Here is a 14500-nt window from a genome sequence, read left to right on the forward strand (position 1 = left end):
GATGCCCGGCCTCAGAAGGTGTCCAGGACGGCGGAGGCCACCGCGTCCGGGCGGTCGAACATCACCAGGTGCCCGGCCGGGGCGGTGGTGCGGTAGTCGGCCCCGAGCAGCGCCGCCAGCTCCCGCTGGCCGGCCAGCCACTCCTCGGTACGGCGGCTGCGGCAGCCGTCGTCGGCGGCGAGCACGGTGACCGGCAGGCCCTCGGGCAGCGGCCGGGTGCGCCGCAGCCCGTCCACCTCGGCGGCCAGGTCGAGGTAGCGCGCGTTCTCCCGCAGCAGGGCGCGCAGGGCCCGGCCGGTGCGGTAGCAGTGCCGTACCAGCGGCGCCGGGGCGAGGTCCTCGCGGCAGACCGTGGACAGCCGGGCCGTCAGTCGGCGGGCGGTCGGGCCGAGCAGGTACGGCACGGCGACGGCGGTGGCGGCGCCCGCGAGCGCCCGGGCCGCCAGGTCGCGCGCGCCGGGGGCCGGGTACGGCCGGGCCGCCGGTTCGACGCTGCCGTCCACCAGGACCAGCCCGGCGGCCCGGTCGGGGTGCAGCCGGGCGAAGGCCTCGACGTGGAAGCCGGCCAGCGAGTGGCCGACGACGGTGCAGGGCCCGCGCAGCCCGAGGCCGTCCAGCACCGCGCGGATCCGCTCGGCCTCGCCGGCGGCCGTCGGAGCGGGCCGCCCGGTGGCGGGCTCGGGGGCGCTCAGCCCGTAGCCGGGCCGGTCGAAGCGGACCACGGTGCGGTAGGGCGTGAGGAAGGGGACGACCAGGTCCCAGTCGAACCAGCTGCTGCCGAGGCCCCCGGTGAGCAGGCAGACCGGGCCGCTGCCCTCGGTGCGGACGTGCAGCGGGACGCCGTCGACGCGCAGGAAGCGCGCCCGGGTGCGGGGGTCGTCGGGTGCGGTCATGCCGGCTCCCGGCCCGGGGGCCGTTCGGCCGGCCGGGGCCCCCGGTGCGGCGGAGAAGCGTCGGACCAGGTGGATTCGTCGGACGGCGCCCCCGCGGGGAGGGCCAGGCTCAGCGCCAGGACGGCCAGCCAGAGCGCCACCAGCAGCACCTGGAGCCGCTGGCCGGCCCCGAGCGCCCAGGTGCCGCGCCCGGCCTCGAAGGCGGCGATCGCGGCCAGGCTCCAGCCGGTGGCCAGCAGTTCGGCGCCGAGCAGCCAGGGCCCGATCCGGCGCACCGGCGGCCACCAGCCGTAGCGGCGGGCGGCGACGGTGAGCGCGGCCAGCCCGGTGAGCGCACCGAGCATGGCGAGGCTGCTGGTGACGGCGTGCGCGGTGTGGGTCGCGGGGACGAGCCCGGCGGTCTCGCGGGCGGCGCACATCTCGTCGCTGGTGGGGGCGCAGCTGAGCGGCAGCCGGGAGTCGGCGGCGGTCGCCGCGCCGAACAGGGCGAGGGCGGACCAGCCGACCACCGCCCACCCGCGCCGGGCGCCGCGCGGCCCGGCCTGCCCACCGGCGAGGGCGGTGACGGCCGCGGCGAGCACACAGAGCCCGGCGACCAGGTCGGTGGCCCGGAACAGGCCGCCCAGCGGCTGGTCCTCGGCCGCGAGTTCGCTGATGTACGCCTGCACCGGGTCGAGTCCGGTGCTCAGCACGACCTCCAGCACCCACGCGGTGTACGCCGTGGCGCTGAGCATCAGCAGCGCGGCGACCGCCTTCCGCGCGTTCGGGTGTCCGGGCTTGGGGCTGGGCACCGTTCCACCCTAACCGGCGGCGAACTGCACCCCAACCGGGCGGAAACGGACACCTCGGCGGCGGGCTCGTTCCCGCGCGGCCGCGGGCGGTTCCGGGCGGTTCGAGGCACCCGCCGGGACCGTGTATTGTTTTCCAGGTCAGCAGGCGCCGCTAGCTCAGTTGGTTAGAGCAGCTGACTCTTAATCAGCGGGTCCGGGGTTCGAGTCCCTGGCGGCGCACAGACATTTGGGGAGCCTCTCGCAGCAGCGAGGGGCTCCTCAATTTTTTGGCCTTCGACGTCCGTTTTGCGTGTGATGTCGGTCTCGATTGCCGTTCCGGTGGAGCCAATCGGCCCGCCCGGCTCGTCCAGGGCAGTAAACCGGAATCGGGACAAAGGTCCCTAACCACCGATGTCCCCGTCCGTGCAGGCTGACCCGGTCCGCCCGCAGGAAAGGCCGCGCCTTGTCCGAGAACGCCCAGAGCGGCCGTCGCACGCCGTCGACAGGCCTCCGACCGGTCAAACGCTTCAAGCGCGCCGCCCCCGTGACCGGCGGCGGGAAGCCCCGCCGCCCGAAGCGCACCGGCTGGCGCCGACTGATCCCCACCTGGCGGATGAGCCTGCTCGGCCTCGCCGCGGCCCTGCTGCTCGGCGTCGGCCTGTTCGTGCTCGGGGTCACGCTGGTGAAGGTCCCCGACGCGCACGCCGCCGCGACCGCGCAGAGCAACACCTGGCTCTACGCCGACGGCTCCGTGATCACCCGCACCGGCCAGACCAACCGGCAGAACGTCAGCCTGGACAAGGTCTCCCCCGCCGCCCAGCACGCCGCACTGGCCGCCGAGGACCGCAACTTCTACCACGAGGGCGCCGTCAACGTGCAGGGCCTGCTCCGGGCCGCGGTCAACACCGCCAAGGGCGCGGGCACCCAGGGCGGCTCCACGATCACCCAGCAGTACGTGAAGAACACGTACCTGAACCAGAAGCAGTCGGTCACCCGCAAGGTGAAGGAACTCTTCATAGCCATCAAGGTGGACGCCACCGAGAGCAAGGACGACGTCCTCTCCGGCTACCTGAACACCTCCTACTACGGCCGCGGCGCCTACGGCATCCAGGCCGCCGCCCACGCGTACTTCGGCGTCGACGCCTCCGCGCTCAACCCCGCCCAGGGCGCCTACCTGGCCACCCTGCTGAACGCCCCGAGCGCCTACGACGTGGCCACCGCGACCCCGGCCGGCAAGCAGAACGCCGTCAACCGCTGGAACTACGTGCTGGACGGCATGGTCAAGGAGGGCTGGCTCTCCGCCGAGGAACGGTCCGCCACCACCTTCCCGGACGTCAAGGACCCGCAGCCCAACCCGGGCCTGTCCGGCCAGACCGGCTACCTGGTGAACGAGGCCACCCAGTACCTCACCTCGAACCAGGTCATCAGCGAGACCGAGCTGGCCAAGGGCGGCTACACGATCAAGCTGAGCATCGACCCGGTCCGCCAGCAGGCCCTCCAGGACTCCGTCCAGGCGCAGCTGCGCGACACCCTGAACCCGGACAAGCGGAAGAAGGACGCGGCCGCCCAGGCCGGCGCCGTCTCCGTGGACCCGAAGACCGGCGCGGTCGTCGCCCTCTACGGCGGCGTCGACTACGTCAAGCACTACGTCGACAACGCGACCCGGCGGGACTACCAGGCCGGCTCGACCTTCAAGGCGATCGCCCTGGCGGCCGCGTTCGAGAACAACGCCAAGACCCAGGACGGCCGGACCGTCACCCCGCGCACCGTCTACGACGGCACCAGCGGCCGCAAGGTCCGCGGCGGCAAGGGCACCCCGTACGCGCCGCCGAACGAGGGCGACAGGAGCTACGGCCAGATCTCCCTCCAGCAGGCCACCGACTGGTCGGTCAACTCGGCGTTCGCCCAGCTGGCCCAGGACACCGGGCTCCAGAAGGTCAAGGACACCGGCATCGCGCTGGGCCTGCCCGGCAGCACCCCGGGCCTCGACCCGGTGCCGTCCATCCCGCTCGGCGCGGCCACCCCGAGCGTGCTCGACATGGCCGGCGTGTACGCGGCACTGGACAACGGCGGCAAGCAGATCACCCCGTGGCTGGTGCAGTCCGTGGACCGCGAGGGCGAGGCCGTCCCGCTGCCCGCGCACAAGACCACCCAGGCGATCAGCACGGACACCGCGAACCAGGTCACCTCGATGCTCCAGGGCGTGGTGAACGACCCGGGCGGCACCGGCTGGCGAGCCAAGGCACTGGGCCGCCCGGTGGCCGGCAAGACCGGCACCACCGACGACCAGAAGTCGGTCTGGTTCGTCGGCTACACCCCCGAGCTGGTCACCTCGGTGGCCCTGTTCGGCCAGGACCCGGGCAGCGGGGCCCAGGTCAGCCTGAGCGGCGTCGGCGGGATCGACGGCGCGGCGGGCGGCCAGTTCCCGGCACAGATCTGGACCAGCTACATGAAGGCGGCGCTCAAGGGCGTGCCGGTCAGCGACTTCCAGACCCCGGCCGACGGCGGCGACTCCTCCGGCGCCACCGATCTGCCGACGGCCCCGTCCTCGCCGAGCAGCACCCCGTCGACCGGGACCGGCTCGAACGGCGCCTCGACCGCCCCCGCGGCGCCGACCACCCCGCCGGGCGACGGCGCCGGGGCCGGGGCCGGCTCGGGCCCGACCACGCCGGCCGGCGGCTCGAACTCCGGCGGCGGCAGTGTGACCAGCCCGCCGACCGCGCCCCCGGCCACCCAGCAGCCGACCGCCCCGCCGACGACGCGGCCCACCGGACGGCCCACCGGTCGGCCGACACCCTCCACCGGCCCGACCACGGCGCCGACCACGCAGCCGACCACCCAGCCCACGGGCGGGTCGGACACGCTCACCGGGGCGGGGGCGAACGCCGGGTAGCGGCGGCGGCGGGGGGGCGGGGCGCCCGAGTGGCGGGAGGGCTCGGGCCGGCGAGGGGGCGCGGACGGCGCAGGGGCGTGCGCGAGCCGGGTGAGTGCGCCGCTGCGCACAGTTCCGTGCAGGACCAAATGACGGAATGGCACCTTACTGACCGCCCGGTATGACTGCCACAATGCGTCGGTGCACAGATCAACGGCCTCGCCCACCCTCCCCACGGGCAGAACCCTCGGCCTCAGCCTCGCGCTGGTCTCCGCGTTCGCCTTCGGCGGCTCCGGCACCGCCGCGAAACCACTGATCGAGGCCGGCCTCTCACCGCTGCACGTGGTGTGGCTCCGGGTCACCGGCGCCGCCGTGGCCCTGCTCCCCATCGCCTACCGCCACCGGGACGCCGTCCTGCGCCGCCCCGGCCTGCTGATCGGGTTCGGCCTGCTCGCCGTGGCCGGCGTCCAGGCCTGCTACTTCGCGGCGATCTCCCGCATCCCGGTCGGCGTCGCCCTGCTCATCGAGTACCTCGGACCGCCGCTGCTCATCGGCTACGTCAAGTTCGTCCAGCGCAAGCCGATCAGCCGGGGCGCCGCGATCGGCGCCGGCGTCGCGGTCGCCGGGCTGGCCTGCGTGGTGGAGGTCTGGAACGGCCTGAGCTTCGACGCGCTGGGCGTGCTCTTCGCCCTCGGCGCGGCCTGCTGCCAGGTCGGCTACTTCGTGCTCGCCGACGCCGGACGCCGGGGCGAGCGCCCGGTCGACCCACTGGCGGTCAGCGCGTTCGGGCTGCTGATCGGCGCCGTCCTGCTCACCGTCTTCACCCGGCCCTGGCAGGCCGACTGGAGCACGCTCGGCGGATCCGTGGTGATGAACGGGCACACCCTGCCCGCGCTGCTCCCGGCCGCCTGGATGATCCTGATCGCGACCGTGCTCGCCTACCTGACCGGCGTGATCGCCGTCGGGCACCTCTCGCCCCCGGTCGCCGGGGTGGTGGCCAACCTGGAGGCGGTCGTCGCCACCGTGCTGGCCTGGGTGCTGCTCGGCGAGCACCTCGGTCTGCCGCAGATCGCGGGCGGCCTGCTCGTGCTGACCGGCGCCTTCGCGGCGCAGACCGGCAAGCCGGCGGCCGTGGAGGCAGCGGACGCCGGGGGTGCTCCGGACGCCCGGGATGCTCCGGGCTCTCCGGACTCTCCGGAACGGGTCGCCGCCGAGCGGCAGGTCAGCGGCCGAACCAGCCGAACCAGTCGAGGTGATTGAGCGGCCACACCACGGCCGACACCGGCCCGACCACGTTGTCCACCGGCACGGCCCCGTCCCCGGGACCGCGCTGGTGGTAGCGGGAGTCCGCCGAGTCGCTGCGGTGGTCGCCCTCGACCCAGACGTGGCCCGAGGGCACCGTCACCGGCCCGAAGTCCAGGCCCGCGCAGGAGTCGTCACCGGGGTGCAGGTACGGCTCGTCGACCTTCTTCCCGTCGACGGTCAGCGTGGTGCCCGTGCACTGCACGGTCTGGCCGCCGGTCGCGATGACCCGCTTGACCAGGTAGTTGTCGTCCTTCGGCGGCACCAGGCCGACGAAGCTCAGCACCGAGCCGGCCGCGTTGGTGAACGGGTTCGAGTCGATGGGCTGCGGCGGGAGCCAGCCACCCGGATCCTTGAACACCACCGGCTGCCCGGGCTCCGGCTTCCAGCCGGTCAACGGCGCCAGCTTGTTCACGCCCACCCGGTCGCCGATCCGCAGCGTGTTCTCCATCGAGCCGGACGGGATGGTGAACACCTGGAACAGGCAGGTCTTGATCAGCAGCGCGACCACCAGGCCCACCGCCGCCATCGCCGGGATCTCGATCCACCAGGGCCGGGGCCTGCGCCCGGTCCGCCGGGCCTTGCGGCCGCGAGAACCGCGCGCACGGCGGCGGGCCTCGGCGCGGCCTCCGGGCGCTTCACGGGCGTCGGAAGCACCGGGGTCGCGTCCGGCGGCGGGGGCCGGACCGGACCCGGCATCGCTCGGCGTTTCGGGCAGGTTCACCGCCATCGTCGCTGCTCCACCTCTCCGGCTGGGGGAACCTGCACGCTACGCCAACCCCGGAGCCTCACGAAATCCGGCGTTTAGCCGCCCCCGACATGTCCGGGCCGGGCGGCGCCGGGGCCGTTCTCGACGGCTCAACACCGGCCCCCTCAGGGGTGCTCTCAAGCGCGGGCGATGGCCTCGTGGTGCCGGATGACCTCGGCGATGATGAACGTCAGGAACTTCTCGGCGAAGACCGGGTCCAGCTTGGCCCCGGCGGCCAGCTCCCGCAGCCGCTTGATCTGGTCGCGCTCACGTGCCGGATCGGCCGGCGGCAGCTTGTGCTCGGCCTTGAGCCTGCCGACCCGCTGGGTCGCCTTGAAGCGCTCGGCCAGCATGTGGACCACCGCGGCGTCGATGTTGTCGATGCTCTCGCGCAGGCTGGTCAGCTCCGCCCGCACGGCGGCGTCGACCCCGTCGGGCAGGCCGGCGTCGGGGGTCGTGGGGTGGTCCGTCATCGGGGCGGCTCCCGGTGTCTGAAGTGGGCACCCGGCCGTACAGCGGCCGGGCTCGGGCCCGGGCAAATCTAACAGGGCCCCCGTGGTGGAGCCGCACCTTTAGGCGGATCCGTCCACAATCCGGACATCGCCCGCGCCACCCGGCGCCCCGTACCGATCCGGGCCCGTGCCGCCCCGGGCCGAACCGGGGCCGCCCCGTAGGCTGGTGCGCGCATGACCGGAAGTGACGACTCAGCAGTCCCTCAGTAATGGAGGTACCGATCGTGGCAACCACCCGCACCGCCCGCACCGCTTGGGAGGGCAACCTGCTCGACGGCAAGGGGCAGGTGACCTTCGCCTCGTCCGGGATCGGCGAGTACCCCGTCTCCTGGCCGGCCCGGGCCGAACAGCCCAACGGCAAGACCAGCCCGGAGGAGCTGATCGCCGCCGCTCACTCCGCGTGCTTCTCGATGGCCCTCTCACACGGCCTGACCGGCGCCGGCACCCCGCCCGTCAAGCTGGACACCCAGGCCGACGTCACCTTCCAGCCCGGCACCGGCATCACCGGCATCCACCTGACCGTCACCGGTGAGGTGCCCGGACTGGACGAGGCCGACTTCACCAAGGCCGCCGAGGACGCCAAGGCCAACTGCCCGGTCAGCAAGGCGCTCGCCGGCACCACCATCACCCTCACCGCCAAGCTGGCCTGACGCCCCGACGGATCGCGACGGATCCCGGCGCGCTCCGGCCGCTCCGGGCGCGCGGTCGGCGCCCGGGGGCGCGATCTCGGCGCACGCGCCCCTGGCGCACATCATGTGATGTGCACCGGGGGCGTCTGCATGTACCGCCGCACATGATCACAAAGCGGGCGAATCACCCTGGCGGCGGTCACCGCGCGTTGCCGCCGCGGCCTATGATCGGCCGCAGCGCCCTGTTCTTCACGCGGGTCTCCGCGCGACAGCGCCCCACGGCGGGCGCCCCGCACCGGACCGACTCCGAGGACCTCGACAGAGTGCGGAGCCGGCCGCCGGAGTCCCGATTGGCCGGCCGGACCAGCATCCAGCGTCAGCAGCGGACGGGAGCATGCCGTGCCGGGCCAGAACGAGGGGGCCGACGCACACCACCCGGGCGTGCGGCACGAGGAAACACCGCACCACCGTCACCTCACAACACCCCTCCTGGGCCCGAACATCAGCACCGTCGGTCCGGCTGGTTCGGTTGATTCGGTCGGTCCGGTCGGTCCGGTCGGTCCGGTCGGCGTCGCCGGTTCCGTCACGGCCGTCGGTGCTGTCGCGGCCGGCGGCCGGGCCGTCGGCACGACGGGTGCGACGGGTGCGACGGGTGCGACGGGAACCGTGCTGGACGACCCCGGGATGCTGCTCTGCCCCACCTGCTCGGCGCCGCTGACCGACGGCACCCACCGGAGCGCCGTCGACGGCCCCGGCCAGGAGAACGGCGGGAACGACCGGCTGCTGGCCGCGCTGCGGGCCAGCGAATCCCGCTTCCGGGCCGCCTTCTGCGACGCGGTCATCGGGATGGCCCTGATCGACCCCGAGGACCGGATCATCGAGGTCAATCCCGCCTTCGCCGCCCTGATCGGACGCGGCGTCGGCGAACTGGTCCGCACCCACCTGCACGAGATCATCGATCCGGAGGGCATGCCGCACCGACTCTTCCCCGAACTCGTCCACGGCGGGCGGGAGCGGTTCCGCGTGGAGAAGCAGCTCAAGCACCGCGAGGGCCGCACCGTCTGGAGCAAGGTCACCGTCTCGCTGATCCGGGACGGCGCCGGCCAGCCGCTCTACACCCTCGCGCTGGTGGAGGACATCACCGAGCAGCGCCGGCTCGGTGACCGCCTGGAGTACCAAGCCCTGCACGACCCGCTGACCCGACTGCCCAACCGGACGTCCTTCTTCGAACGGCTCGACGCCGCCTGCGTCACGGCCACCGGGGCCACCGGGGCTGCTGAGCCCGCCGAGGCCCCCAACACCCCCAACACCCCCGACACCGCCGGCACCAGCGACACCGTCCTCGCACCGGCGGACGGGCGCCGGGTCGGCGTCTGCTACCTGGACCTCGACGGCTTCGCGGCGATCAACGAGACGCTCGGGCACCACATCGGCGACCAGTTGCTGATCGCCGTCGCCGCCCGGCTGCGCCGCGGGTTCTCCGAGCACGACGCCCACCTGGTGGCCCGGATGGGCGGTGACGAATTCGCCGTCCTGGTCACCGACAGCCGGGGCAGCGACCAACTGACCGACCTGGCCGCCCGGATCCTCCAGGAACTGGAACACCCCTTCGACGTCGCCGGACACCGGCTGGTCATCACGGCCAGCGTCGGCGTCGTCGAACGGTCCGTGCACGAGACCACCCCCACCGACCTGGTCAAGGACGCCGACGCCACGCTCTACTGGTCCAAGGCCGACGGCCGCGCCCGCTGGACCCTCTACGACCCGGACCGCGGCGCCCACCAGCTGACCCGCCAGCTCCTCGCCACCGCGCTGCGGCCCGCCCTGGAGCGCGGCGAGTTCACCATCGAGTACCAGCCGCTGGTCGGCCTGGCCGACGGAGCCGTCCACGGCGCGGAGGCCCTCGTCCGCTGGCGCCACCCCCGCTACGGGACGCTCTCCCCGGACCGCTTCATCCCGCTCGCCGAGGAGACCGGCGCGATCGTGCCCCTCGGCACCTGGGTGCTGGAGGAGTCCTGCCGCCAGGCCCGGCAGTGGCTCACCGAGTTCCCCGAGACCGAGACCTTCGTGAGCGTCAATCTGGCCGCCCGCCAGATCTGGGACTCCGACGTGGTCGCCGACGTCGCCCGCGCCCTCGAACGCACCGGGTTGCCGGCGCGGCTGCTCCAGCTGGAGATCACCGAGAGCGCCCTGCTCGGCCCCGGCGGACGGCCGTTGCAGGCGCTCCAGGCGCTCGCGGACATGGGCGTGCGGATCGCGATCGACGACTTCGGCACCGGCTACTCCAACCTGGCCTACCTCTCCCGGCTGCCGGTACACGTCCTGAAGCTCGACGGCACCTTCATCGAGGGGTTCCGCGACCCGGCCCCGGCGACGAACCCTTCGGAGCTCCCCGAGCTCGGCTCCCGCCGCAGCGACGCCGACGAGCAGATCGTGGGCGCGATGGTGCAGCTGGCCCACACCCTCGGCCTGACCGTCACCGCCGAGGGCATCGAGAGCGCCGCGCAGGCCGAACGGCTGCGGCTGACCGGCTGCGACACCGCCCAGGGCTGGTACTTCGCCCGGCCGGGCGAGGCCGAGCTCGTCGCCGCCATACTCCGCGAGGGCCGCCCCGGCCCGGACACCAGCCGGTAACCGGGGCCGGCGGCCGGGCCGCTCCGTTCAGGCCTCCCGCGCTCAGGCCTCGGCCGTCAGCCTTCCGCCGTCAGGCCGTACGCCTCGGCGATCAGGCCGTAGGAGCGGAGCCGGGCCTCGTGGCCGTGGATGTGCGAGGTGACCATCAGCTCGTCGACGCCCGTCCGCTTGCGCAGGGCCTCCAGCCCGTCCGCGACCTCGCCCGGGGCGCCGAGCACCACGTTGTCGAGCCAGCTGTCGATGAACTCCGCCTCGGCCGGACTGTACTGGTAGGCCTCGGCCTCCTCCGGAGTGGGGATCGGGCCGGGGTTGCCGCGCCGCAGCCGGAGCATGCCGAGGGCCGCGGAGCGGGCGAGGCGACGGGCCGCGCCCTCGTCCTCGGCGGCGACCGCGCTCACACCGATCAGCGCATAGGGCTCGGCGAGCACCGCGGAGGGCCGGAAGGACTCCCGGTAGAGGTCGAGCGCCGGGATGGTGTTGACGCTGCTGAAGTGGTGGGCGAAGGCGAACGGCAGGCCGAGGCGGCCGGCCAGCTGGGCGCTGAAGCCGGAGGACCCGAGCAGCCAGACCGGCGGGCGCCCGTCGCCCCGGGGGACGGCGGTCAGCTGGGCGTAGGGGTGGCCGGAGGGGAAGTCGCCGTCGAGGAAGTGGGTCAGCTCGGCGAGCTGCTGCGGGAAGTCGTCGGCGCCCTCGGCGCGGCCGCGGCGCAGCGCCCGGGCGGTGGCCGGGTCGGTGCCGGGGGCGCGGCCGAGCCCCAGGTCGATCCGGCCCGGGTGCAGGGCCTCCAGCAGGCCGAACTGCTCGGCGATGGCCAGCGGGGCGTGGTTGGGGAGCATCACCCCGCCCGAGCCCAGCCGCAGGGTCGTGGTGTTGGCGCCGAGGTGGGCGAGCAGGACGGCCGGGGTGGAGCTGGCCACTCCCGGCATGCCGTGGTGCTCGGCCACCCAGAAGCGGTGGTAGCCCCACTGCTCGGCGTTGCGGGCCAGCGCGGTGGTCGCGGCCAGGGCCTCGGCGGGCGTGTAGCCGACGCCCACGGTGGCCAGGTCGAGGATGGAGAGCGGGGCGGGCGCCGTGCCGCGGGCGGTGCCCCGGATCGCCGCGCCGGTCCGCGGTTCGGTCGGGTGCTCCTGCTGGTCCTCGGTGGTCATGCCGTCCGCCCTTCTGGCTTTCGTGAGCCGGCCCTGGTGGGCGACCGCGGGTCTCGGGTGGCCCGGCGGTCGCTGCTGCCGACCGGGGTCAACCACCGCGCCGAGCCAGCTGTTCCCGCATCCGGCACGTGCCGGCCTGCACGCCGGTCACCGCGCCGACCTCACGCCCGCTCCGTCGCGGCCCGTGCAGCGACCCCGCTCCGACCCGTACGCCGGCCCCGATCCGGCCCCGATCCGGCCCTGCTCGGCGCCGGCGGGCACGGCCCGGTACGGTGCCGCCGACCGGCCATTCGAATGACGGAGAGCCAGCGCACGGACACGCCTGGCGACTTCATGCCAGCGCCGGAAGTCGCCAGGCGGAGGGCTCGCGACCGGTGGGCGGCGTCCGGCAGGCTGGTGGACAGGACCGGATCGCCCAACAGGATCCGCGTTCCGCCAGCAAGATCGCCGGGCTGGACCAGCGCCGATCGATCCCCGCGAGCCCCCGGAGCGGCACCCCGCTCCGGGGGCTCGCGCCTTTGCGCAGGTCGGGGCCGGGGTCTGTGACCCATGGCATACCGGGGTGCTTCATGGCATGAAAAGTCGAGGCGCTAGCGTTGACCTCAGCAGCCACCTGCTCCCCCGGGCGGCGTGGAGGGAGTACAGGCCTTGAACTTCGTGGCGGCGATCGGATCCTCGTGGATCTGCGCCCTGGCGCTCTTCGCCGTGCTCGGAGACGCCCTCCTCCCCTTCATCCCCAGCGGGACACTGGTCATCCTGGCGGTGCTCAAGACGGCGCGGATCGACGGCGCCCCGGTGCTGCTCGGCCTGGGCGTGGCAGTGGCCTCGTTCCTCGGCGACCTCCTCCTCCTGCACCTCGCCCGGCGCGGCGCCCCGCTGCTCCAGCGCCGGCTCGCCCAGCGCCCGGAACTGGCGGCCAGCGTGACCAGGGTCCAGCAGGCCCTGGTCGAACGCCCTCACGGGGCGGCCGCGGCCATGGTGGTGGTCGCCCGGTTCGTCCCGGCCGGGCGGACCGTCCTGGACGTGGCCATCGGCCACTCCCCCGCCCACCCGCACCGCTTCCTGCACTGGTCGGCACTGGCGGCGCTGGTCTGGGCCGCCTACATCGTGACGCTGGGCTGGCTGAACAGCCACTGGTTCGACACCGCCTGGCTGAGCCTCGCGGTGTCCTGCACCGCCGCCACCATCGTCAGCACCGCGATCGCGCGAATAGTGCGCCGCAACCGGCGGCTCGCCGCGCTCTGACCGCTGCGCCTCGGCCTGCACCCCCGGCCCCGGGCGCCCCGGCCGCCCCTCGCCGCGCCCCCGCGATCGGCGAGCTCTGCCCGGACGGGCGACGAGCCGTACCGAGCGATGACGAACTCTGACCCGCCCCGCCGGACCGGCGGTACCGTACTCCCCTGGCGGCGCGAGGAGCGAAGCGTCACAGGACGGCAACAGACCACGAATCCTTGCAGCCCAGCCCGGTCCTGCTGACGTGTTGACTCTCGTAGAGGGTCGACGGCCTTGGTGGCCGCTGCGGCCACATGGCATGCTAACGGCGGAAAATTCATCAATTGCCCGATTTGACCGGTGCGGCCCCGGGCCGCCCTCACCACCGGCATCGGCACCCAGGGGAGACCATGACCAGCATCTCGCGCAGGACGGTGCTCAGTGCGACCGCGGCGACCGCGGCCCTCGGCGCGGTCGCCGCCTGTTCCAGCAGCGGATCCGGTTCGAACCAGAACTCCTCCTCCCCCACGACCGGCGGCAGCCCCGGCACCACCCCGGCGGGCACGACCGACCCGACCAAGACGGGGGTGCCCAAGGGCACTCCGATCGGCGACGGCTCCAACGCCGACACCGGCCCGCAGCCGAACCAGCCGAAGCCCGAGAAGCTCAAGCCCGGCGAGCGGCCGCCGCAGTTCGTGGTGTTCTCCTGGGACGGCGCGGGTGGCACCGACGACGGCCAGTTCCCCCGCTTCCTCAAGCTGGCGGAACAGTACAAGGCCACGATGACCTTCTTCCTCTCCGGGATCTACGCCCTACCCAAGGGCAAGGCCGACCTGTACCACCCGCCGAAGCACTCGGTCGGCGCCTCCGACATCCCGTACCTGTCGGACGGCGCGGTCAAGAGCACGCTCAAGCTCGTCAGCCAGGCGTGGCTGGCCGGGCACGAGATCGGCACCCACTTCAACGGGCACTTCTGCTCCAGCCGCCCGGACAAGAACGGGGTCAACATGTGGACCCCGGAGGACTGGCAGAGCGAGATCGACCAGGCGATCGGCTTCGTGACCCAGTGGCGGACCAACACCGGCTTCACCGACGTCGACCCGCTGCCCTTCGACTACAAGAAGGAGCTCATCGGCGGCCGCACTCCCTGCCTGGAGGGCCAGAAGGCGCTCCTGCCGACGGTCGCGAAGCTGGGCTGGAAGTACGACGCCAGCTCCTCCGGCGGCCTGCAGATATGGCCGCAGAAGGTGCAGGACGGCAAGGTCTGGGACTTCCCGCTGCAGTCCATCCCGTTCCCCGGGCACACCTTCCAGGTGCTGTCGATGGACTACAACATCCTGGCCAACCAGTCCGCGGGCAGCACCAAGGGCGACCCGTCCAAGTACAACGACTGGCGCACCCAGGCCAAGGACTCCTACCTGGCCGGCTTCGACCGCGCCTACAACAGCAACCGTGCGCCGTTCTTCATCGGCAACCACTTCGAGCAGTGGAACGGCGGCATCTACATGGACGCCGTCGAGGAGACCCTCAAGACCATCGCGGGCAAGCCGGACGTCCGGCTGGTCTCCTTCAGGCAGCTGGTCGAGTGGCTGGAGGTGCAGGACCAGTCCACCCTGCGCAAGCTGCGCACGCTCAACGTCGGCCAGGCGCCGAGCGGCGGTTGGGAGACCTTCCTCGGCGCCGCGGGCTGAGACGGGCGGACCGAGCAGGGCAGAACGAGACAGGCGCGGCCGGCGGGGTGGACGGACCCCGCCGGCCGCCGTCGTCGGGGCCGGGCCCG

The 14500-nt window shown here is 73.6% G+C and carries 11 protein-coding genes and 1 tRNA gene; 7 read left to right on the forward strand and 5 right to left on the reverse strand.

The genetic code is table 11. From position 1 onward, the window contains the following. Positions 1–11: 11 nt before the first annotated feature. A complete protein-coding gene (locus AB0O82_RS14825; RefSeq protein WP_363583640.1) occupies positions 12–893 on the reverse strand; it encodes an alpha/beta hydrolase in 882 nt (293 codons plus the stop codon). Further along, complete coding sequence (locus AB0O82_RS14830; RefSeq protein WP_363583761.1) at positions 890–1627, reverse strand: DUF998 domain-containing protein; 738 nt, start codon at positions 1625–1627, stop codon at positions 890–892. Before AB0O82_RS14830 ends, AB0O82_RS14825 begins: the two co-directional genes overlap by 4 nt. A gap of 202 nt (positions 1628–1829) precedes the next feature. Here AB0O82_RS14830 and AB0O82_RS14835 point away from each other — a divergent pair. The 3 genes from AB0O82_RS14835 (at position 1830) to AB0O82_RS14845 (ending at position 5795) form a co-directional block, all read left to right on the forward strand. Then, positions 1830–1903 (forward strand) — tRNA-Lys (locus AB0O82_RS14835). A gap of 223 nt (positions 1904–2126) precedes the next feature. Then, the gene (locus AB0O82_RS14840; protein ID WP_363583642.1) at positions 2127–4556 is read left to right on the forward strand and encodes a transglycosylase domain-containing protein; all 2430 of its coding nucleotides are present in this window, start codon (positions 2127–2129) and stop codon (positions 4554–4556) included. A 180-nt stretch (positions 4557–4736) separates the two neighbouring features. Continuing rightward, positions 4737–5795, forward strand: a complete 1059-nt coding sequence (locus AB0O82_RS14845; RefSeq protein WP_363583644.1) for an EamA family transporter — start codon at positions 4737–4739, stop codon at positions 5793–5795. Here the strand turns inward: AB0O82_RS14845 and lepB are convergent. After that, entirely contained in the window at positions 5758–6567 is an 810-nt protein-coding gene (gene lepB / locus AB0O82_RS14850) for a signal peptidase I (protein ID WP_363583646.1), read from the reverse strand. The genes AB0O82_RS14845 and lepB overlap by 38 nt on opposite strands. A gap of 155 nt (positions 6568–6722) precedes the next feature. Then, complete coding sequence (locus AB0O82_RS14855; RefSeq protein ID WP_363583648.1) at positions 6723–7058, reverse strand: chorismate mutase; 336 nt, start codon at positions 7056–7058, stop codon at positions 6723–6725. Positions 7059–7321: 263 nt separating this feature from the next. Here AB0O82_RS14855 and AB0O82_RS14860 point away from each other — a divergent pair, with 263 nt between their 5' ends. Together AB0O82_RS14860 and AB0O82_RS14865 are read left to right on the forward strand one after the other, a co-directional pair. Continuing rightward, a complete protein-coding gene (locus AB0O82_RS14860) occupies positions 7322–7747 on the forward strand; it encodes an OsmC family protein (RefSeq protein WP_363583650.1) in 426 nt (141 codons plus the stop codon). A gap of 645 nt (positions 7748–8392) precedes the next feature. Beyond that, complete coding sequence (locus tag AB0O82_RS14865) at positions 8393–10360, forward strand: EAL domain-containing protein (RefSeq protein WP_363583652.1); 1968 nt, start codon at positions 8393–8395, stop codon at positions 10358–10360. Between the two features lie 56 nt (positions 10361–10416). On the opposite strand, the gene AB0O82_RS14870 is transcribed toward AB0O82_RS14865, so the two are convergent. Then, positions 10417–11508, reverse strand: a complete 1092-nt coding sequence (locus AB0O82_RS14870) for an LLM class flavin-dependent oxidoreductase (protein WP_363583654.1) — start codon at positions 11506–11508, stop codon at positions 10417–10419. 657 nt (positions 11509–12165) lie between these two features. On the opposite strand from AB0O82_RS14870, the gene AB0O82_RS14875 reads away from it, so the two are divergent. Beyond that, positions 12166–12753, forward strand: coding sequence for a VTT domain-containing protein (locus AB0O82_RS14875; RefSeq protein ID WP_350882667.1), 588 nt, complete (start codon positions 12166–12168; stop codon positions 12751–12753). A gap of 377 nt (positions 12754–13130) precedes the next feature. Continuing rightward, positions 13131–14411, forward strand: a complete 1281-nt coding sequence (locus AB0O82_RS14880) for a hypothetical protein (RefSeq protein ID WP_363583656.1) — start codon at positions 13131–13133, stop codon at positions 14409–14411. The last annotated feature ends 89 nt before the right edge of the window (positions 14412–14500 follow it).

This window comes from Kitasatospora sp. NPDC088264, assembly GCF_040685715.1.
Classification (GTDB): Bacteria; Actinomycetota; Actinomycetes; order Streptomycetales; family Streptomycetaceae; genus Kitasatospora.